The 26,718-nt window shown below is 36.0% G+C and carries 22 protein-coding genes, 1 tRNA gene and 1 pseudogene; 19 read left to right on the forward strand and 5 right to left on the reverse strand.

Annotated features, from left to right (window positions below; all coding sequences use genetic code 11):
• Positions 1-28: 28 nt before the first annotated feature.
• The gene (locus BR87_RS10915) at positions 29-2,302 is read right to left on the reverse strand and encodes an ATP-binding cassette domain-containing protein (RefSeq protein ID WP_035032096.1); all 2,274 of its coding nucleotides are present in this window, start codon (positions 2,300-2,302) and stop codon (positions 29-31) included.
• 268 nt (positions 2,303-2,570) lie between these two features.
• Here BR87_RS10915 and BR87_RS10920 point away from each other — a divergent pair.
• From BR87_RS10920 to BR87_RS13700, 7 genes and pseudogenes are all read left to right on the forward strand, one after another.
• Positions 2,571-2,655: transfer RNA gene (locus BR87_RS10920), tRNA-Leu, on the forward strand.
• A gap of 330 nt (positions 2,656-2,985) precedes the next feature.
• Positions 2,986-4,611: a response regulator transcription factor gene (locus BR87_RS10925; protein WP_035032099.1), complete on the forward strand. Its 1,626-nt coding sequence runs from the start codon at positions 2,986-2,988 to the stop codon at positions 4,609-4,611.
• 29 nt (positions 4,612-4,640) lie between these two features.
• Complete coding sequence (locus BR87_RS10930) at positions 4,641-6,395, forward strand: sensor histidine kinase (protein WP_035032102.1); 1,755 nt, start codon at positions 4,641-4,643, stop codon at positions 6,393-6,395.
• Positions 6,385-7,362 (forward strand): substrate-binding domain-containing protein, encoded by a 978-nt coding sequence (locus tag BR87_RS10935; RefSeq protein WP_084683609.1) that lies wholly within the window; start codon positions 6,385-6,387, stop codon positions 7,360-7,362. Before BR87_RS10930 ends, BR87_RS10935 begins: the two co-directional genes overlap by 11 nt.
• Before the next feature lie 268 nt (positions 7,363-7,630).
• Positions 7,631-8,314 (forward strand): MgtC/SapB family protein, encoded by a 684-nt coding sequence (locus tag BR87_RS10940; protein WP_035032108.1) that lies wholly within the window; start codon positions 7,631-7,633, stop codon positions 8,312-8,314.
• 170 nt (positions 8,315-8,484) lie between these two features.
• Positions 8,485-9,072: a YdhK family protein gene (locus BR87_RS10945; RefSeq protein ID WP_244877056.1), complete on the forward strand. Its 588-nt coding sequence runs from the start codon at positions 8,485-8,487 to the stop codon at positions 9,070-9,072.
• A 201-nt stretch (positions 9,073-9,273) separates the two neighbouring features.
• Positions 9,274-9,366: pseudogene (locus BR87_RS13700) on the forward strand (Rieske 2Fe-2S domain-containing protein); the annotation flags it as partial.
• A 395-nt stretch (positions 9,367-9,761) separates the two neighbouring features.
• On the opposite strand, the gene BR87_RS10950 reads toward BR87_RS13700, so the two are convergent.
• Complete coding sequence (locus tag BR87_RS10950) at positions 9,762-10,670, reverse strand: osmoprotectant ABC transporter substrate-binding protein (RefSeq protein ID WP_035032114.1); 909 nt, start codon at positions 10,668-10,670, stop codon at positions 9,762-9,764.
• A gap of 224 nt (positions 10,671-10,894) precedes the next feature.
• Here BR87_RS10950 and BR87_RS10955 point away from each other — a divergent pair, with 224 nt between their 5' ends.
• From BR87_RS10955 to BR87_RS10980, 6 genes are all read left to right on the forward strand, one after another.
• Positions 10,895-11,791, forward strand: coding sequence for a DUF368 domain-containing protein (locus BR87_RS10955; protein ID WP_035032116.1), 897 nt, complete (start codon positions 10,895-10,897; stop codon positions 11,789-11,791).
• Positions 11,792-11,998: 207 nt separating this feature from the next.
• A complete protein-coding gene (locus BR87_RS10960) occupies positions 11,999-13,024 on the forward strand; it encodes a galactose ABC transporter substrate-binding protein (RefSeq protein ID WP_035032118.1) in 1,026 nt (341 codons plus the stop codon).
• A 125-nt stretch (positions 13,025-13,149) separates the two neighbouring features.
• Entirely contained in the window at positions 13,150-14,649 is a 1,500-nt protein-coding gene (gene mglA / locus BR87_RS10965; RefSeq protein ID WP_084683610.1) for a galactose/methyl galactoside ABC transporter ATP-binding protein MglA, read from the forward strand.
• A 62-nt stretch (positions 14,650-14,711) separates the two neighbouring features.
• Positions 14,712-15,731, forward strand: coding sequence for a galactose/methyl galactoside ABC transporter permease MglC (gene mglC / locus BR87_RS10970; protein WP_035032120.1), 1,020 nt, complete (start codon positions 14,712-14,714; stop codon positions 15,729-15,731).
• A gap of 28 nt (positions 15,732-15,759) precedes the next feature.
• Positions 15,760-15,939, forward strand: a complete 180-nt coding sequence (locus tag BR87_RS10975; RefSeq protein WP_035032123.1) for a hypothetical protein — start codon at positions 15,760-15,762, stop codon at positions 15,937-15,939.
• A 148-nt stretch (positions 15,940-16,087) separates the two neighbouring features.
• Positions 16,088-17,326: a Zn-dependent hydrolase gene (locus BR87_RS10980; protein ID WP_035032128.1), complete on the forward strand. Its 1,239-nt coding sequence runs from the start codon at positions 16,088-16,090 to the stop codon at positions 17,324-17,326.
• 50 nt (positions 17,327-17,376) lie between these two features.
• Here the strand turns inward: BR87_RS10980 and BR87_RS10985 are convergent, their stop codons facing one another.
• Positions 17,377-18,261 carry an AEC family transporter gene (locus BR87_RS10985; RefSeq protein WP_244877057.1) on the reverse strand — a complete coding sequence of 295 codons (885 nt, stop codon included), beginning with the start codon at positions 18,259-18,261 and terminating at the stop codon, positions 17,377-17,379.
• Between the two features lie 578 nt (positions 18,262-18,839).
• Here BR87_RS10985 and mgrA point away from each other — a divergent pair.
• From mgrA to gloA, 3 genes are all read left to right on the forward strand, one after another.
• Positions 18,840-19,829, forward strand: a complete 990-nt coding sequence (gene mgrA, locus BR87_RS10990; protein ID WP_035032130.1) for an L-glyceraldehyde 3-phosphate reductase — start codon at positions 18,840-18,842, stop codon at positions 19,827-19,829.
• Positions 19,830-19,907: 78 nt separating this feature from the next.
• A complete protein-coding gene (gene gloA2, locus BR87_RS10995; protein ID WP_035032133.1) occupies positions 19,908-20,288 on the forward strand; it encodes an SMU1112c/YaeR family gloxylase I-like metalloprotein in 381 nt (126 codons plus the stop codon).
• A 72-nt stretch (positions 20,289-20,360) separates the two neighbouring features.
• Positions 20,361-20,741 (forward strand): lactoylglutathione lyase, encoded by a 381-nt coding sequence (gloA, locus tag BR87_RS11000; RefSeq protein WP_035032136.1) that lies wholly within the window; start codon positions 20,361-20,363, stop codon positions 20,739-20,741.
• 403 nt (positions 20,742-21,144) lie between these two features.
• On the opposite strand, the gene BR87_RS11005 is transcribed toward gloA, so the two are convergent.
• Both BR87_RS11005 and BR87_RS11010 read right to left on the reverse strand, forming a co-directional pair.
• A complete protein-coding gene (locus BR87_RS11005) occupies positions 21,145-21,552 on the reverse strand; it encodes a hypothetical protein (protein WP_035032139.1) in 408 nt (135 codons plus the stop codon).
• Positions 21,553-21,847: 295 nt separating this feature from the next.
• On the reverse strand, positions 21,848-23,122 hold the full coding sequence (locus tag BR87_RS11010) for a transposase (protein WP_035029917.1): 1,275 nt from the start codon (positions 23,120-23,122) through the stop codon (positions 21,848-21,850).
• 351 nt (positions 23,123-23,473) lie between these two features.
• On the opposite strand from BR87_RS11010, the gene BR87_RS11015 reads away from it, so the two are divergent.
• The 3 genes from BR87_RS11015 (at position 23,474) to ltrA (ending at position 26,701) form a co-directional block, all read left to right on the forward strand.
• Positions 23,474-24,352, forward strand: a complete 879-nt coding sequence (locus BR87_RS11015) for an ROK family protein (protein ID WP_035032141.1) — start codon at positions 23,474-23,476, stop codon at positions 24,350-24,352.
• 15 nt (positions 24,353-24,367) lie between these two features.
• Positions 24,368-25,003, forward strand: a complete 636-nt coding sequence (locus BR87_RS11020; RefSeq protein ID WP_035032144.1) for an SGNH/GDSL hydrolase family protein — start codon at positions 24,368-24,370, stop codon at positions 25,001-25,003.
• Between the two features lie 660 nt (positions 25,004-25,663).
• Positions 25,664-26,701: a group II intron reverse transcriptase/maturase gene (gene ltrA / locus BR87_RS11025; protein ID WP_244877016.1), complete on the forward strand. Its 1,038-nt coding sequence runs from the start codon at positions 25,664-25,666 to the stop codon at positions 26,699-26,701.
• Positions 26,702-26,718 lie beyond the last annotated feature (17 nt).

A 26,718-nucleotide genomic window follows, 5' to 3' on the forward strand; every position in this document is an offset into this window, starting at 1 on the left:
GGTCAGCTTTTATCGTAAAGTTCAGATCTTATTCTTTAACCTCTTTTTTTAACCATTTTGCAGTCAATGTATTAGCTAGCAATAAGTCTTTAGGAAGTCCTTCAAAAATAATAAAACCGCCTTTTTTTCCGCCTTCAGGTCCCATTTCAATAATCCAGTCGCTTTTAGCTATAAAATCAAGATTATGTTCAATAATAATCACAGAGTTTCCTTTATTTACAAGATTTTGAAAAACTTCTAAAAGTTTCGCGTTGTCTTTCATATGCAAGCCTAGTGAAGGTTCGTCTAAAAGATAAATTTGACCTTCTTTTTTTAGATAACTTGCAAGCTTAAGTCGCTGAATCTCTCCGCCGCTTAAAGAACTTGTCGTTTGACCTAGTGTCAAATAACTTAAGCCGACCTCTTTTAGTGTGCTTACTTTTTTTATGTTTTTTTCTTTTTCAAAGTAATACAGAGCTTCGTCAATGGTAAGTTCCAATATTTCAACAATATTTTTTCCTTTATACTGATAAGAGCGTGCTTTATCTGAATAACGTGTACCGCCGCAAGCTTCACAGACGACAGTTACCGGATCTGCAAAAGCTACATCAGGTTGAGTAACACCTTTTCCATGACATACAGGACAAGCGCCTAAAGAGTTGAAACTAAATAATCCAATTGGCTGGTTAGTAACTTTCGCGAGAATAGCGCGTATATCGTCCATTATCCCCATATATGTGGCAAGCGTAGAACGGCTGGATATTCCAATGCTGCTTTGGTTTACACTGATTGTTTCTGGATACTTTTGCATAAATGCTTCTAACATTAATGAACTTTTGCCAGAACCTGACACTCCCGAAACGGAAACCAAAACGTTTTTAGGAATGCGTACACTCACATCTTTTAAGTTATTATTAGTAACATGATCAAGCGAAAAAAAGGTGTCTGTTTTTCTAGGGTTTTTATTAATTTCTAATTGTTTTTCTAAAGAGGTCGAAGCTCGTTGGCTATTCTTTAAGCCAAGAGGAGTGCCTTGATAAATAACTTCTCCACCTTTGATACCTGCACTTGGTCCCATTTCAATGATTTCATCAGCAGCTTTTATAATGGATAAGTCATGTTCAATTACAATGACTGTATTATGCTTATTTTTTATACTATTTAGCATACTGATTAGCATACCGACTTCTTCAGGATGCAAACCAGCACTAGGTTCATCAAAAATATAAGTCATATTATTTAAGCTGCTGCCTAAATGTCGAGCAATCTTTACTCTTTGAGCTTCGCCTCCTGACAACGTCTCCATTTTTCTCGATAAGCTTAGATACCCTAAACCCATTTCTATCAGTTGTTCTATTGGAGAGACAGCTTGTTGTGCAATAGATTTCCCAATAGAATCCGTTATATGATTGAGCTCGTTGATTAGTTTTGTCATTTCTAAATCAGAGTATTCCAAAATGTTGAACCCATTAATTTTAGAGTCTAAGACTTTGGGATTTAGTCCCGTTCCGCCACAAAGCGGACAGACAGAATGTGTAGAGACTGCCAAAACGTCAGCTTGAGACACTTGTTTTAGCTTTGTAACATCTCTATTAATATAAAGTCTTGTAAATCTAGGCAACAGTCCGTCCCATTGTGCATTTTGAGGACCGTCTTTAGTATGGAATGGTGCATAAATAGTACCGCCGCCAGGAGGTCCATATAAAAATAAATCTTGATTTTCTTTTGAATAATTCTTAATAGGCTTATCCGGATCAAATAAACCACAAGTCATCATCCATTGACCTTGCCAACCTGAAGGTGATAAAGGTTTAAATTGAACAGCATATTCTCTAAGAGACTTATCAAAATCAACTAACTTACTTAAATCAGCGGTTACTACTTCTCCAAAACCGTCACACGTTGGACATCTCCCGAAAGTGCTTTGCCTGGAAAAATCCGTAGCACTTCCAATTTGAGGTTCTCCAATTCTAGAAAATAAAAGCCGAATAAGCGGATCAATGTCCATATAAGTTCCGACTGTTGAATGAGAATTTGATCTTATAGATCGTTGTTGTATTACCACAACAGGACTTAAATTTTGCATTAGATCCGCGTGAGGTCGTTCGTATCTTGGCATCTGATTTCTAACATATAAAGGATAATTTAAAGTCATCTGCCTTCTGCTTTCTCTTGCAAGCGTATCAAAAGCCACTGAGCTTTTTCCTGAACCAGACAGACCTGTAAAAACAGTGATTAAATTTTTAGGGATAGTTAAATTAATATTTTTTAAATTATTTTCTTTAAGTCCTTTTAATATAATTTCGTCTTTTTTATTTGGCATATTATATCCTCCTTGATATTTTTTATTGATCATCTCGTTGAATATTAAATTATTTCATTATAAAAGTTGTATCAAATCAAATTTCACCTATAAGGTTAACAGAAATAGAATAAAGGTGGAAAATATTAGCTTAAATAAGAGGACTGCTTTTTATCATATCTGCTCTTATTTTGGCTTTGTATGTTGCGGTACCTATTGCAAAATTACTTTTGTAAATGTATAGTTATGACTATAAGAAATAAACTGAGTTTTAGAAGGGTTAGACTAAGCGGTCGTGGCGGAATTGGTAGACGCGCCAGCTTGAGGGGCTGGTCGAGAGATTCTCGGTGGGGGTTCGAGTCCCCCCGTCCGCATCTGAAAACTAGCTGAGCAATGAACCTTTAAAAGAAAGCAAAACGATTTCTTTTAAAGGTTTATTTTTTTGAAATTTGTTTACTACCTACTGAATAAAGGAAAAGTATTATACTGTTAATATTTCCTATTTTTTTCTTGGGAGTCCTGCATAATTCTCTGCAAATTTTCGATGAACACTATGAAGCTGAATAGTGATATGGCACTACACGGTACCGAGAAAACAACAGATAATTATGTAGTTAAAGCTAGTATCCTTTAAATTGTTATTGATATATTGTAAGCGGTTGCTTAGAATGAAAGCAGGATTATTAAAAAGGAGGAACAGTAAAGTGTATTCAATTTTATTAGTTGATGATGAACAAGATATCCGCCAGTCCATTGTTGAACTTGTTCAATGGGAAAAAATGGGCTTTCGAATAGTAGGAGAAGCAAGCAATGGGATAGAGGCGCTGGAAGTAATGGAAGAAAATGTTCCAGATATTCTGATTACCGATATTCGGATGCCAATCATGGACGGTATTGAATTAACTAAGCGAGTAAGAGAAAAGAATCCTTCTGTTAAAATCGTATTTTTAAGTGGCTATGATGATTTTGAATATGCAGTTGATGGGATAAAGTTAAATATTTTGGAGTATTTGCTGAAGCCCATTTCAATCAATGATTTAGAAAAAATGCTAAATAAAGTGCGTGGAAAACTAGATTTAGAAAAAAAAGAAGCAAATGACTTAGCAAGAATCGAAAAAGATTATTTGGAAAAAATAGAAGCTATTAAAATGTCTTTTTTAGTTTCATTGATTACCGATAATTATAATAATATAACAGAAACAGAACTACAAAAAATGATTGAAACGTATCAACTAAACTTATCAGGTGAAAGACAGGTTTTATTGAATGTAAACATTGATAGTACTTCTTTTAAAAAAAACTATCACGAAAATCAAAATTTAGAATTAATTAAGTTTTCTTTGACCAATACGATACGTCAAATTGTGCAAAAATATTTAAATGGAGAAGTTTTTTCTTTTATGTCAAACATCATTGTTATCTTGTCAGATACCAAAGAAAATATTGAATTGTATACAGATATTGTAGTAAAAGAAATCAGCGAAAGTGCACAGAAAATTTTTGGTTTTTCTGTAGAAATTGGGATTAGCGAAGAATATGAAGGGATGTCAGCCACTAAGCGGGCATTTCAATCATCTGTTTCAGCATTAAGTTACCGATTACTGATTGAAAAAAATAAAGGTATTTACATTTCTGACCTTGAAACTGGCAACCAGCAAGAATTAGTATTTGATGAAGCCAATGAAGTAAAACTGGCTTCTTTAATTAAAATCGGAGCGACGGAAGAATTGGAGGCTTTTATAGATTATTTATTTCTATCGTTTGGTACGAGCAACGAAGGACAAGAGCACATTCAAATTTTTTTGATGGAATTGTACATGGCTGTTTTAAGAGCATCCAAGTCAGTGATTTCAAAATATGATTCTGATATGCTTCATTACATACAAATGATTTCTGACATTTGCCACTATCAAGAGATGAATATTATCAAAGAGTGGTTTAAAGATTATTGTTTATCGGTCATTGATAAAATTCAAATGCAGCGTAAAAAGAAAACAGATTCAATTGCTAAACAAAGCTATGATTATTTGTATGATCATTATGACGATCCATCAATTTCTTTAAAATCTGTGAGCAAAGAAATGCTAATAAGTCCTAGCTATTTTAGTTCTCTCTTTAAAAAAGAAAATGGGCTTTCTTTTACCGAAGCTTTAGTTAAAATTCGTATGGAAAAAGCTAAAGAGTATTTGTTAACAACAGATCATAAAATATTTGAAGTAGCCATGTCCTCAGGGTATACCGATCAACATTATTTTTCTTATTGTTTTAAAAAGTACTTTGGAGAATCGCCAAATAAAATCCGTGAAACGTTCAAAAAAATGAGCTACTAGTTAAAAAGCTGGTGAAAGAAGTGAAGTAGATGCTCCAGACAATCAAACGGATTGGCAATAGCATAAAAGAAAAAGTAAAAAGTTTACAAGTAATTTTGGCGTTGGCTTTAGGGGTTTTGTCTATTTTTACTATTTTTTTATTTTCAATTTCTTTAGCTGCTATTTTTAAAGAAACACTGATCAATACAACTAAAACGACTACTCAGCAAAGTGTAACGCAATCCAGCATCACTTTAGCCAATGAGATAGAAAATATGACAAGTACAGCTTATGGCATTCTGGATGAGCTTAAACGATCTACATTGCAAGCCGATGGTATTTCTGAACTTTTAGGAACAAGTTACCGTTTAAACCGAAATGTGGTTTCAATTAGTTTAGTAGATACTTTAGGTCAAGTAGTTCATTATGCACCTGCCCAATATAGACCTAAAAAAATAACGTCAATTTATGAACAAGACTGGTTCCAAACTGAAATCTCGCCTAATCAATTTACTTTTTCTGCACCGCATGTACAAAACTTATTTGAAAAAAACTACCTATGGGTTTTGTCAGTCACCACACCGGTACTGATCCATAATGAGAAATACGTGTTGTTAATTGATTATAACTTTAACTCGTTAGGCAGTTATTTTAATAAGGTAACGATTGGAAAAAGAGGGTATTCTTTCATCATAGATAATCAAAATGAATTAGTTTATCATCCACAACAACGAATGATTCAAACGAATGCCAAAGAAGAAAACCTGGAATTTGTTACTGATAAATTAGATGGAGTCTACATGACAGAAGATGAAAAAAACACCATTGCTATAGCTACAGTGCCATCAACCGGTTGGAAAGTGGTAGGGGTTTCTTATTTACAAGATTCAATTAAAGAAACATTAAGAGAGTTCCAAAAATATATGTTCTGGGTCTTTTTAGCAGTGGCAGGCTTGATTACAATCTTGAGCATTAGTGTGGCTAGGTATATTGCTCAACCAATTACAAATATGGTTAAAGTAATGCGCAATGTAGACGATAATCAATTTGACACGTATACAAATGAAAAACGATTCATAGAAGTTCAACGCTTATCAGGTTCTTACAATCATTTGATTGATCATGTAAAAACTTTGATGGATCAAGTTAAAACTGAGCAAGAGGAATTAAGAAAAAGTGAAATGAATGTATTACAAGCTCAAATCAATCCGCATTTTTTATACAATACATTAGAATCTATTTTGTGGATGTCAGAAAGAAGAGATAACCAAGGGGCCGCTGAAATGGTAGCTGCACTCGGAAAATTACTCCGAATCTCTTTGAGTAAAGGCAGTGAATTTATTACGCTCCGGCAAGAGCTAGCGCATGCAGAAAGTTATTTGATCATTCAAAAGATTCGGTATAAAAATCAGTTTCACTATTCAATTGAAGCAGATGAAACCATTTTAAATAATCCAACTGTTAAAATAATTATTCAGCCTTTTCTTGAAAATGCACTTTATCATGGAATTGAACGAATGGTAGATGAAGGCCGAATCATTATCAGAGCACTAGATAAGAAGGAGAAAATTTTAATCCAAGTGATAGACGATGGAATTGGGATTTCCATGGATATTCTTAAAGATATTGAAACTAAAAAAAATAGTGAAAAAGTTGGAATCGGCATTCGTAATGTCCATCAAAGAGTGCAGATGTACTTCGGAAAAGAATATGGAGTAGAAATCAAGAGTGAACTGGATGTAGGTACAACTGTTAATATTTGGCTACCTAAATCTATTCAGAAAGGTGACCTGAATGAGGAGTAATAGAAAGCAAAAAAGTTTATCGGTTTTCAGTTTCTTATGTATGGCTTCTCTTTTGCTGGGTTGTGAACCACAAGCTGCTGCGAAACATACAATTATGCTTATTTTAGATTCAGAAGAAACTTACTATAGTCAAATGATTGATGAAGGAGTAACTGAAGCTGTTTCAGAATACAGTGATGTGACAGTTTTAAAACGGATTCCTGCTAAAGTTAACGATAGCGAACAGCAGAATCGGTATCTTCAAGAGGCAGTAAATTTAGGAATAGATACCGTTATTTTTTCAGCTGCAGATATTGAGCAAAGTCAAAAAGACTTAGCTAGGGCTTCTGAAAAAGGACTCTCTATTATTATGATTGATAGTTTTTTAAGCGATTCTCAAGACCAGAATTATATTGGAACAAACGATCAAGAGGCAGGAGAATTAGCAGGGACAGCTTTAATTGAAGCATTAGGAACAAAAGCAAAAATCGGGATTTTGAATTTTGAAGAGCTGGCAAATAATAGCCAAGAAAGAGAAAAGGAAAGAGCATTTCATACTTATTTAGAAAACTTTCCAGATATTGAGATTATTGAGCAGCAGCTTTCTTGGTCGGATAGCAAAACTGTTCAATTATTAACCGAAGAAATGTTGAGTAAGTACCCTGAAATGGATGGAATCGTTGCTTTTAATGAAATAACAACAATAGGTGCAGGAAGAGCAGTTGAAGCCAAAGAACTGCAAGATAAAGTAGCCGTTATTGGTTTTGACACTCAAAAAGAATGCATTGAACTATTAGAAACTGGAAGTATCGCAGCATTGATCGTTCAAAACCCATTTGCTATCGGATATTTGGCCGTTCAAAGAGCATTAAACCCTAATGATGAAAAAAGAGCAGCGGAACCGCTGTTCACTGAAGTTGAATTAGTAACTAAAAAGAATATGTATCAAACAGATAAAGAAAAGCTTCTATTCCCTTTTACCTATTAACTAAAGAAAACCTACTATTTTCATCTTTTTGCATGTTAATTGTACTTAAAAAGGTATATTCCTAAAAAGAATCTATCTTTTTTTGGTTAGTCTTTAAATGATTCGTCTTATAGAAAGCGATGTCAATCATTTGATAAAGTTCTTAAACAGCGATATGCTTAGATTATATAGAATAGCAAGGTTAGTGGATGACAAAATAAAGTAGTAAATTAGTTAAACAATAGAAGAAGATACAGAGAACTTAGCAGATATGAGGAAGTGGTAAGCGGTGGAACTGAATAAAATTTTTTTCCTAAGATTGGTATTGGCCAGTATTTTAGGTGGATCGATTGGCATCAATCGCGAATTGCGTGCAAAAGAAGCTGGGATTCGAACGCATTTTCTAGTTTCATTAGGAAGTGCATTGATCATGATTATTTCCCAACATGGGTTCAATGATGTTATTGATATGGCTGGTTATGAATTGGATCCAGCTCGGGTGTCAGCTCAAGTCGTTAGCGGGATCGGCTTTATTGGAGCAGGAATGATCATTATCCAAAAGTATTCTATTAAGGGACTGACTAGTGCAGCTGGAATATGGACAACAGCTGGGATCGGTTTAACAGTAGGTGGAGGGCTTTATTTTGTAGGAATAAGTGCAACAATTTTGACGTTGATCGGCTTTGAATTAACCACTATCATATTTAAACAAATCGGCACAAAAACAACTATGTTTGAGATTTCTACGCCAAAAAAGGAGATATTACAAGACATTATTCAACTTTTACGAAAAAAGAACAGGTACCTGCAAAAGTATGAAGTGAAGGATAAAAAGATCGAAGGGGAAACAGTTTATTATGCGACATTTTACATCAGATCCAATAATCCACGAGAAGGGACGATGTTGTTAGAAGAAATTCAAACAATTCCTGATGTCATAGTGGAAAGAGCAGACTTTTCCGCAGATGAATAAGTCAATTTTTTGACAGAGAATAAGATAACCGATAAAATTGGTGTATCCATCAGAAAGACCATTTTATAAATGAGTATTAAAATAGAAAGGAAGTGAATAGGCGTTTTTCTCTCATATTTAAGATTGAGAGACACCAACGTCTCAGAACAATGAAAAACAAGAAAATATTAATGGGAGTTATAACCTTAACTTCTTTAACAGTTTTATCAGCTTGTTCTTCTAATGAAGATAATTCATCATCAAGCAGTGAAGCAAGTATTGAGTCAGTTGTTCCTTCTGTTTCTAGTGAAATGAGCGAGGCTGATATGGATAGTATGGAAAGCATGCAGCATGAAGATTCTGGTGAAGTTCCGACAGGATTAAAAGAAGCAGAAAATCCAAAATATAAAGTAGGCGACAAAGCAACTATTGAAACAACTCACATGGCCGGCATGAAAGATGCAGAGGCAACGATCGTAGGAGCTTTCGACACAACAGCTTATGAAGTTTCGTATGTCCCTACTAATGGCGGAAAAAGAGTAGAAGACCATAAATGGGTTGTTCAAGAAGAAATAAAAGATGCCGGAGAAAATATGTTAGAACCGGGAGATGAAGTAGAGATAGAAGCTGATCATATGGAAGGGATGAAAGGCGCAACGGCAACAATTGAAGATGCTAAACAAACTACTGTATATATGATTGATTACATGCCAAAAAATGGTGGAAAAGAAGTTAAAAATCATAAATGGGTAACAGAAGATGAACTCTCTGGAAAATAGACAGCATCCAAATTGAAAGAAAAAATATTCCTGTTGAGCTTAAAGAGCTTACAGGAATATTTTTTTTAAATCATTTTCTTATTGTTTTATTTAACTAAAGAAATCGGGTGCAACGAGCTGGGTCTGTAAAGAAAAAGGAAGAGCACAAACTAAGGAAAACTAGGCTGCACCACCAATTGGAATGATGCTGAGCGCACGTGGGATTGTCCATGTCATGGATCACGTTTTTCTTATGAAGGAGAAGTCTTGGAAGGACCAGCTATTAATCCACTTAAAACGATAGAAGACAAATAGAGAGAACACATTTAAGAAAAAAAGCGAGGAGGATGAGACAACAATCTCGGTTCTATTATTTTTTGTGTTGGTAAGAAGAATGTATCTATTCTACAATCTTGAAATTTTTGGAGGAATAGCGGCTGCTTGCAGCCATGTAAAGGATTCAATGCGAATTACGAAGCGGTTAGGCTTCGTTTGAGGCTTGAAAGGCTGGAGACAGATAAGGCTCCAGTCGTTCCCATGGCTTCTTGCAAGCAGACGCGTAAATTCCGGAGGAAATTTTATTATTTAAGCATTACCAACACGATTGGATAAAGAACCACAATCTCATTCTCTTCGCTCTTTTACATGTAGTATGTTCGAAGGGTTCTAGAAAAGCAACTTGGATCAAGTCTCTTTAGAAGCTTTTCTTATTACTTTTCTTCAAAATAATGATTTTCTTTTAAAAATTTTTCAGCAACATTGGAAGGTTCCAATAAATCATTATCTACTTGATAATTTAAGTTTTGCATGGTTTCTGTTGAGATTTGTCCTGTTAATTTTGATAAAGTAGCTTCTAGCTCAGGGTATTCTTTTAAAATCTCTTCCGTTGCAACTAAACTGGCATCGTAAGAAGGAAAGAACTGATGATCATCTTCCAGTATTTGTAAATCGTAGCTCACAATTCGACCATCAGTAGAATAACCTAAAACTACGTCCATTTTCCCAGAAGCTAAAGCATCGTAAACTAAACCGATCTGCATGGGGTAGACGCGTTTAAAATCAAAATTATATTCTTTAATAAATGCAGGATACCCATCCGTTTCACGTTTTAGCCAAGTTGCATCAACAGCTGCTGTTAAGTCGCCTGCGATTGCTTGTAAATCACTGATAGTCTTCAAATCATACTTTTCAGCTGTTTCTTTAGTAACCATAAAAACAAAGTTGTTAGCAAAGCCATAAGAAGGGAAATAAACTTGATCGTATCTTTTGGCAAATTTTTTTTGAACAAGTGCCAAAGCTTTTTCCGGATCCTTTTCTGCTGGCAGCTGAAGTATTCCAGTGACGTCTGTACCCGTGTAACGTGGAGCAGCAATATCGATATCGCCACGTAATAAAGCGTTGTGCATAATGTTGGCAGACCCTAAGTTGCTGATGATTTCAACAGAAGTACCTAAATCATGTTCAATCATCCCGCTTACGAGATTAGCTAAAATTTGAGATTCTGAAGTAACCCCGCCAGATACTCTAATACTGCTTTTACCTGAACCAAGGCCGGGTAAGGAACAACCGCTCAGTACAACTAAAAGTAAAACAAAAAAAGCAATAAACTTTTTTTTCATATTTTAACCTCCAAATAAATATCTTAACAAAACCTATTCTCCTTTATTATGTTTACGCAAATATTTTCTTATCAGCTCTTTAAGTATACCATTTCTTACTTTAAAAGATAAAAAATTAGATTGAGTAAGGAATCAGCTACTTTAATTGCAGAGTGGAGGTTTATTTGGCGGACTGCTTCTGTTATGATGTTAAAGTAATTATTATCTAACGAAAGAGGATGAACATGAATTATTTATTAGATGTATTAAAAGGAATGGTAATCGGCATAGCTAATATTGTTCCTGGAGTTAGCGGCGGAACGATGGCCGTTTCCTTAGGTATTTATGACCGGATGATTTCTTCAATCAGTCATTTGTTTAAAAATTGGAAAGTCAGCTTAAAAACGTTGCTGCCTATTTTGATAGGAGCAGCTTTGGGAATCGTTGCCTTTACTTATACAATTGAGTTTTTGTTAAGCAACTATACATTACCCACAGCTTTAGCTTTTATAGGTTTGATTTTAGGCGGCGTTCCCTTATTATGGACTTCTTTTCAAGCTGGTTTGAAATTTAAAGGCGAAAAAATTTCACTGAGTCATTTGATCTTCTTTATCTTGATGTTTGCATTAGTTGCAGTTCTACCTTTGTTTCAAGGAGTAGATTCTTCTTTCAACGCGATTGCACTGACACCGTATAGCCTGCTTAAATTATTTCTGATTGGAATCATTGCCTCAGCGACAATGATTATCCCTGGAATAAGCGGATCCTTGGTATTGATGATTTTAGGCTACTATTATTCCATTATTAATACGATCACGAGTTTTATTACTGCTTTGCGGACTGGTGATATGGAAGCTCTCTTGCCTAATCTTATCGTATTATTTGTTTTCGGTATTGGTGTTTTGATTGGAATTTTTTTAATCAGCAAGATGATTGAATTTTTATTTAAAAATTATAGTTCAATAACTTACAGTGGGATTTTAGGGTTAGTATTTGCTTCACCTGTTGCTATTTTGCTAAATACAAATGCACTGAATGATTTGCATACCGCTCATGCACTTTCCTTTTCTATTATCGGAATCATTTTAATGGTTGTTTGTTTTTATGGTATTTATCAACTGGGAAAAAAAGAAATGAAGTAAGCTAGCTTAGAAAGATGGAATGAAAGTGCAATCGACACTTCTGTTCCATCTTTTTTGATTTTACTTTGGAGTTGGCTCGGTCGATTATTTAAAAATAGCGTATCGTATCATTTTGAACAGGAAAAGTATGAAATCACATAGTCGTTTAGAGAATAAAATGGTAACGTTTACATGTGAAGTAACTATTATAATTTGGAGGTTAGAAGGATGGGTAAATTTAAGAAACTTTTATTGAGCTCAGCTGCATTATTGACAATTGGTACATTGACAGCTTGTGGAGATTCATCAGCTGAAGGCGAATCATCAGGATCAGGAGATAAAATTGGTGTCGCTTTTTATAAATATGACGATACGTATATCTCTTCCGTTCGTCAGGCTTTAGAAGATGCTTCGAAAGATAACAAAGATGTGGAATTACTGTTAAATGATTCTAAAGGAGACCAAGCTACCCAAAATGATCAAATTGATGTCTTGATTCAAAAAGGAGTTAAAGTCTTACTAGTTAATGTTGTAGATACAGGTGCAGCACAAACCGTTATTGATAAAGCTTCAGCCGCTGATATTCCTGTAATCTTTTTCAATCGTGAACCAGATAGCGGTATTTTGACAAGTTATGACAAAGCACGTTTTGTTGGTACAAAACCAGAAGAAGCCGGAGTCATCCAAGGAGAAATGGCAGCTGAACTATGGAATTCAGATAAATCATTAGATAAAAATGGGGACGGAATTTTAAATTACGTTATGTTGATGGGAGATGCCGATAATCCTGAAGCAATTGCCCGCACTCAATATTCTGTTTCAACGATTGAAGATTCAGGAATTGGTGTGAAAGAAATTGGTCAACAAGTAGCTAACTGGGATGCCGATAAAGCTAACACAGCGGTTTCAGCTTGGTTGTCACGTGAAGGCGATAATATTGAAATGGTATTGGCAAATAATGACTCAATGGCGTCCGGAGCGATTTCTGCATTACAATCTGGCGGCTATAACAATGGCGACGATAAATATATACCCGTTTTCGGTGTAGATGCAACAGATGAAGCAGTTGACTTGATTTCAAAAAATTATATGTCAGGAACAGTTAAACAAGATGCAGTGGGAATGGCTGAAGCTATCTTTGCTCTAGGTGTTAATGCTGCCCAAGGAAAAGATTATATTGAAGATACAGATTATGAATACGACGATACAGGAATTTCGATCCGTATTCCTTACCAAGCTTATTCTGGTGAATAAAAAGATTTATAAATGTTTATGTAAATGAAGTGAATTGATTTAAATGATAAGGATTGATAGGACTTTTTGTATACCAATTCTTATCATTTTACCAAACATCAGTTTAAATAAAGGCGGTGATTTCTTTGGCAACACCTACTTATGTACTAGAAATGCACAATATCGATAAAGTATTTCCCGGTGTAAAAGCATTAAATCAAGCACAACTCAAATTGAAACCTGGAACGATCCATGCTTTGATGGGCGAAAACGGGGCAGGTAAATCTACTTTGATGAAATGTCTTTTTGGTATTTACCTTGAAGATGCAGGTGAGATTTTAATTGACGGCGTACCAACTAAATTTATGAACCCTAAAGATGCTTTAGAACATGGTGTTTCAATGGTCCATCAGGAATTGAATCAAGTCATGCGCCGTAGTATTATGGAAAATATTTGGCTGGGACGATTCCCTATGAAAGGTTTTCTAGTAGACGAAAAAAAAATGTATGAAGATACAAAAAAAATATTCGAAGAATTAGATATTGATTTAAATCCTAGAAAAGAAATTGGAACATTATCTGTATCCCAACGTCAAATGGCGGAAATCGCTAAAGCGGTCAGTTACGGAGCGAAAATTTTAGTGCTGGATGAACCTACATCTTCTCTTTCAGAAAAAGAAGTTAACCATTTATTTAAAATTATCAATCAGTTAAAAGCAGAAGGCTGCGCTGTTGTGTATATCTCTCATAAGATGGAAGAAATTTTGCGAATTTCTGATGAAGTTACAATTATGCGGGATGGGCAGTGGGTCAGCACCACGCCGGCAAAGGAATTGACGATGGGAAAGATCATCAATTTAATGGTAGGACGTGAACTAAACGATCGTTTTCCTCCTAAGAATAATGTCCCCGGAGAAGTTGTATTAGAAGTAAAGAATTTGACCGCTACTTATCAGCCTTCGATTCAAGATGTTTCTTTCACTTTGCGAAAAGGCGAAGTACTTGGTATTGCTGGTCTTGTTGGTTCAAGAAGGACCGAACTGCTTGAAAATATCTTTGGAGTTGCTCATCATGATACAGGAGAAATCATCTTGAATGGAAAAACGATTCAAAATAATCATTCGCGAGATGCTATCAATAATGGATTTGCCTTCGTAACCGAAGAGCGTCGTGCGACCGGTATTTTTGGCGGCCTCAGTATTACCTTTAACGCCGTGATAGCCAACCTAAACCAGTATACCAAACATGGAGTAGTTAATGATAAAGCGATGGAAAAAGATACGAAAGAAGTCATCAAAAGCATGAACGTAAAAACACCAAGTTCTAAAACACATATTGGTACTTTGTCCGGCGGAAATCAGCAAAAAGTCATCATCGGCAGGTGGTTACTGACCGACGCTGAAGTTTATTTATTAGATGAACCTACACGTGGTATTGATGTTGGGGCTAAATACGAAATTTATCAATTGATTTTAGAGTTAGCTAATCGTGGAAAATCCGTTATTGTTGTTTCTAGTGAAATGGCTGAGCTGATTGGAATAAGTGATAGGATGCTGGTAATGTCAAATGGCCGAGTAGCTGGGATAGATGAAACAAAAAATATGACACAAGAAGAAATTTTAAGATTATCAGCGAAGTTTATCTAAAAAAACTAGTAAAAGTAAGAGAAGATACTTAACATTCAGGATCTTTTAAGAGAGGTGTAAAAATGGAAAATACGCAAAAAAGGCTGAAGCTGAATGATTTTTTACTAAATTATTCGTTATATATTGTATTAGGGGCTTTGATACTAGTCGTTATTATTATGGAGCCATCATTTATTTCCTTACAAAATATTACAAATATACTTGGTCAAGCTTCTACACGGATTATTATGGCATTAGGAGCTGCAGGATTGATCATATTAAAAGGAACAGACTTGTCAGCCGGCCGGATTTTGGGGCTTTGTGCGGTTGTAGCTTCTTCGTTAGCCCAAAGTACAACCTATGCCTCAAGAATGTACCCTAATCTGCCGGCGCTTCCTTTAATTTTACCATTATTAGCGGCTATTGGAGTTGGGTTAATATTTGGCGCTATTAATGGTTTTGGTGTAGCAAAATTAAAAGTACATGCTTTTATTATTACTTTAGGGACTCAACTGATTGCTTATGGTCTCTCGTGCATCTATATTGATCGTCCGCCGAATGGTGCGCAACCCATTGGTTCATTAGATGTTCGTTACACTAGTTTAGTACGGAATACGGTTGATATTGGGCCTGTTAAATTACCATATGTAATTTTTTATGCTGTTATTATCTCAGTTATTATGTGGTTTGTTTGGAATAAAACTAAATTAGGTAAAAATATGTATGCTATTGGTGGAAATACAGAAGCAGCTGAAGTATCAGGTGTAAATATAGTTAAAAATATTATGTTCATCTTTATCATTTCAGGTGTTTTATACGGAATAGCTGGTTTCTTAGAAGCCGCACGCATTGGCTCAACAACGAGCAATACTGGGTTAAATTATGACTTAGATGCTATTTCAGCTAGTGTTATTGGTGGTGTTTCCTTTTCAGGAGGAGTAGGTACTATTCCGGGTGTTATTATGGGAGCCGTCATTTTACAATTCATCAATTATGGATTGACATTTGTAGGGGTCAGTCCTTATCTGCAATATATCATTAAAGGATTGATCATTATTTTAGCTGTATCGATAGATGTTCGCAAATATATTGTTAAAAAATAAGGAATGTACTAAAGGAGAATTGTTCGATATGGAAGAAATAGAACGTGTGGACTTTACACAGCCAGAAGAACAAGCACAGCCAAAAAAAGTACTTGGAAAAGATTCGCTTTACGAAAAAATAGATGTAAGTGTCGAATCAATGAATAAGTTTATCTTAGGAGTCGTTTTATTATTGGTTATTGTTCTAGGATATGGATTATTGAGTTAGATAATAAATAAAAGAATTCGCACTGAGTAAACAAACTCATCTGCGGATTTTTTTGTTTAATCATTTTATGGTAAAGTAAAAGAACGTATTCTTAACTTAGTTGACAAAAATATAAAAAAAATTTGTTTAAATACAGAGGAGGTTTATCATGCAAAGCAATCGAAATAGAATCAAAACGATCCTTGAAGAATTGAGCAAGTTTACTGCAACACCAGGAGCAGGAACCACTCGGTTAAGCTATAGTCCTGAAGATCAATTAGCTAGAACTTATCTGAAAAAGCAGATGAAACAAGTAGGTCTAAAAGTGCGTGAAGATGCAGTTGGCAATATTTACGGCCGTTTAGAAGGGAAAGATGCGTCTTTACCAGCGGTTATGGTAGGTTCACATTTTGATAGCGTCCCAAACGGCGGTTCATTTGACGGTCCAGCTGGAGTTGTGACCGGACTGGAAGTTGCAGCTTTATTTCAAGAAAACCAACTGCAGCCGGTTTACCCATTGGAAGTTATCGCAATGGTTGAAGAAGAGGGTTCTCGTTTCGGCTCTGGTTTATTAGGTTCCCGGATGCTTGCGGGTCAAGTCTCAGCAGAAAGTTTAACTAGCATGAAAGACAAAGATGGAATTTCAGTAAATGAAGCTATGCTTGCATTGGGCTTTAATGGCAATCAATTAACTGAAGCAAGACGGACAGCTAAAGATGTTAAAGCATTTATTGAATTGCATATTGAGCAAGGGCCTGTATTGGAAGAGGCTGGGGAAGATGTGGGCATTTTGGAAACGATCGTCGGAATGACTGAAATTAAAGTTACCATTACTGGGAGAGCAGGACATGCTGGAACGACTCCAATGAATGCTAGACAAGATGCGTTGGCTGCGACGGTTCAGATAGTGGCAGATCTGCCTCAATTAGCGATGGATGCTGCAGAGGCTACTGTGCTGACCATTGGAAAGTTAACGGTTTATCCTAATGGAGCGAATGTCATTCCAAATGTTGTTGTGTTCACTGTGGATGTGCGCTCCAAATCAGAAGCGTGTGTCCAATCTGTTATTCAACAAGTTAAAACCATTATTCAAACAAAAACTCCTAAAGGAATAACGGCTGAAATTGAAGAGATGTTGTACGAGAAGCCGGTTCAATTGTCTGAGAAAATTCATCAGCAATTAAGGGCCAACTCTGAAGCATTAGGATTAAAGTCGCGGTCAATGGTGAGCGGTGCAGGACACGATGCTATGATTTTTGCCGGGTTTACAGAAGTTGGGCTGGTATTTGTTCCGAGTAAAGACGGTTTAAGCCATACGCCTGAAGAGTGGACCGATTATGAACAAGTACAAAAAGGTATTGAAGTGGTCTATGAAACGGTGAAACAGTTAACAGAAGTGGAAATATAAAAAAATAAACTGCCTCAGTAATGAAACGACTGAAGCAGAATTTTTTTGCTTTAAAATTTAAAAATAAAAGCAGACAACATCAAGATCAGTGGCATGGTAATAATAGAAAGCAGAGTAGATAAAATGACTAGTCGTGCTCCATATTCATAATCTCCACCGTAAATTTGTGAGAATAAAGCAGTATTAACGGCTATCGGCGCGCAAGAAGCAATCGATAAGACCATCAAAATCAAATAATCATCAATAGGCAGCAGCCAAAGAATACCTAATCCAACGACTGGCAAAATAACCAAACGCAACAGGCTTACCCAATAAGCTTTATATGAGAGAAAAACTGCTCGCAATTTGCTGCTGGCAACATAGCTCCCTAACAAAATCATCGCCAATGGTGTATTCAAGTTGCCAATCGTATACAACGCTTCAGAAAGAATAAAAGGCAGTCTGATTTGTAAAACATAAAGAAGTAAACCAATAAGTGCTCCAGTCGTTGCAGGGTTAAAGAAAGCACGCCTAGGAGTGATTAAGTTGCGGTCTCCAGAAAGTGTATAAATGCCGTAAGTCCATTGAGAAAGTGTTGTAGCAGTCATATAAGCTGTCATGTAAAAAATACCTTCATAACCAAGTACAGCCATAACTAAAGGGATGCCCATGAAAGCTGAATTCGAAAAGACAGCAGCGTAATGATCAATTCGCGCCTCTTTTTTTAAAGCGACCTGATTGACTAGGATTCTTGACGCAATTAAGAGAAATCCGACTCCCATAGTAATGAACAGCCCTTTTAATTGTTCTCGTTCGTATTCTTGTTGAAACGACATAATTAGAATAGTGGGAGTTATGTAAATTGTTAGCATATTAGCGATTTGTTGGGTTCCTGAAGCGTTTAAGATTTCTTTTTTTGCCAGCAGATATCCAAATAAAATGAGTAAAAACATCATACCTAATTATTCCAAGATGATGCCGGAAACATTCATTTATTTATCACCTCCAGTTTTTGAAAAGTTAATAGTATCAGTGTACCTTATTTTTTAAAAAAAATAAGAAAAACAATGATTCGAATGATAAATCAAATAATGGCTTTCAGCGGTATGCTGAAAGCCATTGCTAAATAAACTAATTAATTGTGTTTAATTGTTAATGAGTACGAACAGGAATCAGATTTTTAGTGCGCATAAAGCGGAAGAAATAAGAAGCAATGAGCATTGGAAAGAGAAAACTGAGAGAGAAAATGAATTTCAGTAAAATCGTCATATTCAAAGTAGTCATCGTTATTCATCCTTTCTACTGCATAAGATCAAATTTAAATTCCATTTGGCACTAACAATTTTTTATACTTTAAGTATGCTGGATAGGAAAAGAATAATCAATCGATATGCAAAGCAATTTAAGAAAAAAATAGAATACAGCTGCTGTATTTTCATGATATATAACGGCTATTCCAGTATGTTGTTTTCTTCGTTTGAAAGCGGTATAATGAAAAATGTAAGAGAATAGACCAAAGAACTGGAGTGGTTGAATGTATCAAGCAGCAGAAGATCGTTACAACAATATGATTTACAATCGAGTAGGAAACAGCGGACTAAAACTGCCAGCCTTGTCTTTAGGAATGTGGCATAACTTTGGTGATGTAGACTTATTTGAAAACAGCCGTAAAATGGTCCATCGTGCTTTCGATTTGGGAATCACTCATTTTGATTTAGCCAATAACTATGGTCCTCCAGCTGGCAGCGCTGAAGAAAACTTTGGCCGTATTTTAAAAAAAGATTTGCTTCCTTATCGTGACGAATTGATTATTTCAAGTAAAGCCGGTTACTACATGTGGCCTGGTCCTTATGGCGAGTTCGGCTCTAAAAAGAACCTGACAGCCAGCATTGATCAAAGCTTAAAACGGATGGGACTAGAGTATGTCGATATTTTTTATTCTCACCGTCCAGATCCCGATACACCTTTTGAAGAAACTGCGCAAGCATTAGACTTAATGGTGCGTCAAGGTAAAGCTTTGTATATTGGGATTTCTAATTATTCGGCTGAACAAACTGCTGAAATCACAAAAATATTTAAAGACCTTAAAACACCATTTATTATCCATCAACCTTCATACAGTATGTACAACCGTTGGATCGAAGATGAATTACAAGATGTTTTACAAGAAAATCAACTAGGCTCCATTGCGTTTAGCCCATTAGCACAGGGCATGCTGACAGACCGTTATTTAAATGGCATTCCCAAAGATTCAAGAGCTGGCAGAACAACCAGCAATTTCTTGAATGAAGAACAAGTGAAAATGAATGTAGAAAAATCTCGTGCATTAAATGAAGTCGCCAAACGTCGGGGACAAACATTAGCTGAAATGGCTGTTTCATGGATTTTAAGAGACGGAAAAGTAACCAGTGTCTTAATTGGAGCCAGTCGTGTCAGTCAAATCGAAGACAATGTCAAAGCTTTGGATAACCTTGATTTTTCAGCTTCAGAATTAGTTCAAATCGAAAAAATTTTACAAGGCTAATCTATTAATAAATAAGCCAACTTCTGTATCCTGATTTAATCAGGTACAGAGGTTGGCTATTGAAATGGAGGAATGAGAATGGATTTTAAACGACTACATCATGTCGCTATTATTGCTTCAGACTATCAAAAATCTAAAGAATTTTATACTCAAGTACTAGGTCTGGAAATTATCAGGGAAAACTATCGAGCAGAACGTGAATCCTATAAATTAGATTTAAAAATCGGAGAAAGTGAAATTGAATTATTTTCTTTCCCAAATCCGCCTAAGCGTTTTTCCTCTCCTGAAGCTGCTGGGTTAAGACACCTGTGTTTTTATGTTGAAGATATTAATCAAGCTGTTGCTGAGCTGAATCATAAAGGGATAGAAACGGAACCGATTCGCCGAGATGAGTATACAGGAGGGTTATTTACCTTTTTCAGAGATCCGGATGACTTGCCTATTGAATTACATGAGTAAGTTTTGAAAAATGCTAAGGGATAAGTTAAGATAGAAGCAGAAGAAAAAACTAAAGAAAAGAGGGCTCATCAAATGACTAAAAAAATGCTGCATACCTGTATTCGCGTAAAAGATTTAGATAAATCAATGGAATTCTATACTACTGTGTTAGGACTTAAAGAAGCTCGCCGGCTAGATTATCCTGATTTTAAATTTACTTTGGTTTATTTGGCATTTGAAGAAGGCGGTTATGAATTAGAATTAACGTATAATTACAACCAAGCCGATCCGTATCAATTAGGAGATGGCTACGGTCATATTGCTATTGGAGTGGATGATTTGAAGGCAACACACCAAGAATATAAAAAAACGGGTTATGAAGTTACCGATATAAAAGACCTATCGGATGGAGCAGCAACTTACTTCTTTATTCTAGACCCAGACGGCTATAAAATTGAAGTCATTCAAAATTAAAAAAAGAATCCGGTAAAGTAAAATGGTTGTTCATTTTCTGGCGTTGGTAAGAAAATTTCCTCGGACTACGGGGTTGCTTGTTGAAAGCCATGGGACCGTTTTGAGCCGAAGAACGTGTCTCAAAACTTACAAGTTTGTCATGGCTGTTGCTGCTTCAGCAGTTATACAGACATGATACACTTGGGCGCATGCCCACAGTGCTTCGTTTTTTCGTATCCTTTTCCATGGCTACAAGCAACTCCCTATTCCTCCAAAAATGTTTGAGATGTATTTCTAAATCATTTTGAATGAGAAGAAAATCAGTTTCGTCACTGATCAAGGTCAAATGCTATACAACCAGTAAAATAGAGGCTAGGGGAAGTACATTGCGTACTTTTCCCTAGCCTCTATTTTTAAACGCTTCTTAAGTTGTTCCAATTTGTTCCATTAAATGCATTAAATTACGACTGTGCCAAGGCGACGCGGCATATTCTTGAGGAATCAAGTAACGTTCAACAGATTGTTGTGCATTTTTGTATTCAATGTTCAATTCGTTATCTGCTGCTGGTTGTTCAAAGTTGATTTTTTTAATTTCACTCAAAGGGATTTGATTGTAGACGCCTTCTTTTAATGAATTATTTTTAGAGTTTAAGGGCATGAGTACAAGTTCGTGTTCAGAAAAGTTAATGCAATAGGGTTTGCTTTTGTTCATTCCAAATAGTTTTTTAAACCAATTTCTTTTAGAAGGTAATTTTTCAGCAAAGATCGTTTGCCCAGGTGTTGCTTCTAAACCATGTCGTTTTAAAAAACTCAAAATAGTTTCTTCGTTCATAATGTGATGCCTCCTCTTACTGTCTGACTTCACGATTGAAAAAATTCCTATCTATTATTAAGTATAGAGCAGAAAAATAGGAAATACCACTAAAAAGCATACTAGAATAAATTACGTTGTACCATTTTTTGTGAAAATAACTAGCATAGAAATAAGCCGTAGGCTTCATTATTTGTAAAATAGCGAAAAGTAGTCAGTTCATTCCATGGTTTGTGTAAAAAAAGCGTCTGTTTTTTAACTCCGCTTTTATTTTTGCGCACGCCAAATAAACTATCCCTTCTAATTTTTTAAAAAATTAAGCTACCCAAGCAGTTAGATGAGCTAGATGGTTTTTACTGATCTTATCTTTCGCAAAGGCTAACATAATGAGAAAAGTCATTGTCACAAAAAGATTCAGTTTCTTTTTTCCTCGTATCGTATGATTCTCAAATAGGTAATCTCGATCGATTCGTCCATTTACTCGCTCAATAGAGGTTCGCTTTTTGTAGATTCGTTTGAACTTAAAACTATCCCTAGCGACTTTGTTAAATATACGTCTGTCTTCTTCACGTTTTATTCTGAAAAGCCGGTTATCCTGATATTGAGGTTTAAATCCATAACGTAAAGAATCTGTTTTCTTATCATATCCCTTATACGCTAGCTTTATCTCATTTCCTTTTCCATCGACATAGGAAACGGCTCCATTATACGTATAAATCAAATCTGAATCTCGATATTGTTTGGTTAGCGTATCTTTATCCCACTGGTTTTTAATATCAATAATGGGAATTATTTCTTTAGATTCAATGAGACTTAATAATGGAGCTCCATCATATCCTCTGTCAGCTAGAAGATAGTCACACTGTTTTGCTTGTGAGGTAGAAAAATGTTTGATCAGTCTTTTTGCGACCGTCGGTTCGCCTTCAGATGCTTTAGTCACTTCGTAGGCTACAGGCAATTCATAATTTGCATCAACGATTAAATGAAGTCGATAACCAAACCATGTTTTCTTCTTTGTTATCTTCTCGCCATTGGCTGTCGTAGTGGTATATTGTTTTAGTGTGAAATCTGCTTCAGTATCTCTTCTGCCATCATGTTCTACTTTTTTATTTGGTTTTGTAGCATAAGAAGGGATGATTTTTCCATCTAAAGCTAACGTTTGCCCAAATCCATCCAGTGTTTCATATAAAGTAGTGACCAATTCAGTAAACATCTCATCTAATAGGTGTTGATGGAGCAGTAACTTTTTTAAAAATCGAGAAAAAGCAGCTTCTGTGGGAGCTAGTTGAACCCTATACCTTCCTTTTTGTGAGCGCGAAAAATGAGGTTGAAAGCCGCATAGTTCTCTGAGTTGGCTATTCCGCTTCAACTCTCGAATCAAAGAAGCGACAGAGCGATGTTGAAAGACAAAACTAGCTACGAAAGCACGCCACATGGTATGAACTGGATAATCATTTCTGCCCTTTCCACGTTCTTCTTCTAATGCAGTTAACAGGTTTTCATCCGGTAATGCAGTTAATAGATCATTCAACTTTTCTAAATCGCCTAATTCATGGTTTTCAAATAATGATAATTGTGTTATTCTATTCATGGGAAAAGTGACCTCCTTATATGAGTCTGATAACCATATTTTACTACTGTTTCAGTAGTTTGAGGCACTTTTTCTCTTATTTTTTTAATTAGTCGCAAAATACCAAAAATGATAAATCGCCAATAAGAAAATGCTGATACAGCAGTCTTTCTTATTGGCGATTTTTATTTTAACCACATTTACAGCCTTAGAGCTCCATGGGCTCGCCAACAACGTGATTTATTCTACTAAAGCGATTAAACGAAAGTTCATTTATCTTTTATCTATAAAAAAGAGCCTGTAAGGGTTTTACTTTTTTATCTAGCTTTTTTAAAAAGAATAGCTTATCCTTATAAAGAGGAGAGTGAGAAAATGACATTATTAGCAATCGATATTGGTGGAACGTCTATCAAACACAGCGTGTGGGAAAATGATGAATTGTGTGATAAAGGCAGTATAAAAACTCCGGCTACATGGGAGGAAATGAAAAGAAGTTTAATCGAGATTAAAGAAACAGCAGAAGAAACGTTTACGATCGATGGTGTAGCATTCAGTTCACCAGGAGCAGTTAATCAAGAAAAACGCATGATTGAAGGAGCTAGTGCGTTGCCTTATTTACATAATTTCCCTGTGTATGATGAACTAGAAGCAGTATTTAACTGTCCTGTTTCTTTTGAAAACGATGCCAATTGTGCTGCTTTAGCAGAAATTTGGAAAGGAGCCGCTAAAGGGTTAAAAAATGTTTTGTTTGTCGTTGTCGGAACAGGAATCGGCGGTTCAGTTATCGTAGATGGACAGATCCAACATGGAAAGCACTTATTTGGCGGAGAATTTGGATTTATGCTAATGACAGAAAACCAAACATTCAGTGATTTAGCAACGGCTGTTAACATGGCTGCACGCTATGCTGAAAGAAAAGGGAGCGAAAGAGGAACGTTCTCAGGAAAAGAAGTTTTTCAATTGGCTGAAGAAGGCGATCTGATAGCGAAAGAAGAAGTGGCAACTTTTTATACGTATTTAGCTAGGGGCATATATAATCTACAATACAGTTTTGATCCAGAAATTATTTTAATTGGAGGAGGAATCTCCAATAAAGTTGGATTGATTGAAAAATTAGATGAAGAATTTGGCAAAATTTTACAAACCGTTAAAATTGCTCCTTTCAAACCGATTATTAAGACGTGTGATTTTAAAAATGATGCTAATTTAATTGGCGCAGTATTTAATTATTTACAACAAGAAAAAAGATAAAGAAAGGTGATTTAAATGAAGCTAACTAAAGGAGCTACCATTTTATTTATCGGAGACAGTATAACCGATGCAGATCGTAAACGTGAAGACCCGACAGATTTAGGAAAAGGCTATCCACTATTAATAGCTTCAGATTTAGTTGAACGCTATCCTGAACTGCATCTATCGATAGTGAACCGCGGTATAGGCGGAGATAAGATTGCCGACTTAGCAGAGCGATGGGAAAAGGATTGTTTAGCTTTGAAACCTGATGTGGTCTCGATTTTAATCGGTATAAACGATACTTGGCATAATGTTGGATCTGAAGGTTTTGGAACGCAAGCGACTTTAGACAAATTTGAATTTTATTACCGGGTTTTATTGCAAACAGTCAAGGAACGAACCAATGCTCAAATCGTTCTGCTGGAACCGTTTGTTTTGCCAGAACCGATTGATCGAGAGCACTGGCGGTTAGATCTGGATCCGCGAATCCAAGTTATTCGCAAATTGGCAAAAGAATACGGAACAGACTTTGTAGCATTAGATGGAAGATTGAATGCAATTGGAATTAAACAAAGTTTCGCATACTTAACCGGGCAAGATGGTGTTCACCCGACATTAGCCGGACATGCGGTAATCGCAAAAGCTTGGCTGGAACAGATTGAAAATTAATGTGACTCATAAAATATAAATTAGAAAAAGCTTGTACATAACAGTATTTTGTGATAAAGTACTTTACATGCGATGAGTTGACTCTGACCAGGTGACTTCGGTCATTTCGCTGCGGCGACAAGTGGTTGGAAGTAGACAAGGCACACCGTACTTTTAGTACAACTGCGAGATGCAGGTGTTTGGACCCCTCTGTTTTGTGGAATTCATGGGACCTATTTATGCAAATAAATATTGTCGGAAAAAGGCACTGACTTTTGTCAGTGTCTTTTTTTGGTGCGCCCGGCATGGGTGATAACTTGGTGGTGAAAGTCCACTACAGGCTTTGCAGTAGGAACTGTTAGCGAATAGCAAGGGTGTCCCCCGTGAGGAGGAATCTGAAGGAAGCTGGACGCAAACACTCGCACTGACGAACAGAAATCTCATACAAGGCTGACTGGAGATGGACGAGCTTGCCAAATAAAGTGAAGTCCTATACTGCACGAATCTCCTACAGTAAATGAGGCAGTGACATGAGTGGAAGGTTATCATTCTTACCCGGGGAGGTCTCACTAGCGGCAAACACCGTAGTAACAACGAATAGTGAGAAGTCAGCAGATGCCATAGTAGGAGAACGCCGTTCTCTGAAGGGCAGAACAATAATAATCTTGAAGAAACAAGGAGGTGAAGTCACTACAAAATCGCAGAAAACATCGTGGTAAAGACCGAAAAGATGGCTTCTTACAAAGGGACAAGCTGGAAGCGAAAGAGTATGTAAGAGCGCGTAGTAGTGACAGCATGGAGATGAAAGAACAAGATGGTATCACGTTAATAGATAAAGTCATAGAGAGTGGTAATCTATGGCAAGCGTATGAAAAAGTACGAAAAAATAAAGGAGCTCCAGGAATAGATGGTATCACGGTCGAAGAGCTAGAGGACCATATGAAGAAATATTACCCAACGTTAGTACAGAAACTAAAGGACGGTACGTATAAACCTCAACCTGTTCGAAGAGTGCCCATACCAAAACCAGATGGTTCTAAACGTTATTTAGGTATTCCAAGTGTACTTGATAGAGTTGTTCAACAAGCTATTTTGCAAGTTATCGACCCAATGATTGACCCCTATTTTTCAAATAATAGTTTTGGTTTCCGTAAAGGTAAAAGTGCCCATCAAGCCATACAAAAAGCGGAAGAATATTATGAAGAAGGGTATAGAATAGTGGTCGATTGCGATTTGAAAAGTTATTTCGATACCATCCACCATCAAAAGCTTAGAGCCTATTTAGAAGAATTTATCCAAGATAAAGTTGTATTAAAGTTAATCTGGAAATTTCTTCGCTCTGGGATATTAGATAAAGATATCTATATCGAAACAGATAAGGGGGCACCGCAAGGTGGCCCACTGTCACCTTTACTCGCAAATGTATATCTAAACCAACTAGATCGAGAACTAGAAAGAAGAGGGCATAAATTTATTCGTTACGCGGATGATTTCGTTATCTATGTTAAAAGTCAGCGTGCTGGTGAAAGAGTCATGGAGAGTGTTACTGAGTATATAGAAAAAGATTTACGACTAACAGTAAATCAAAAGAAAAGCAAGGTGACCACTCCAACAAAAGCGAAGTTTTTAGGATTCCATATTATGAACCACATGGGAAAGTTGGATGCCGACCTGCTAAGTCGGCACAACGAAGATTCAAAGACAAACTTCAAAAACTAACTAGTCGTAAACGACCA

Source organism: Carnobacterium mobile DSM 4848 (assembly GCF_000744825.1).
GTDB classification, from domain to species: domain Bacteria; phylum Bacillota; class Bacilli; order Lactobacillales; family Carnobacteriaceae; genus Carnobacterium_A; species Carnobacterium_A mobile.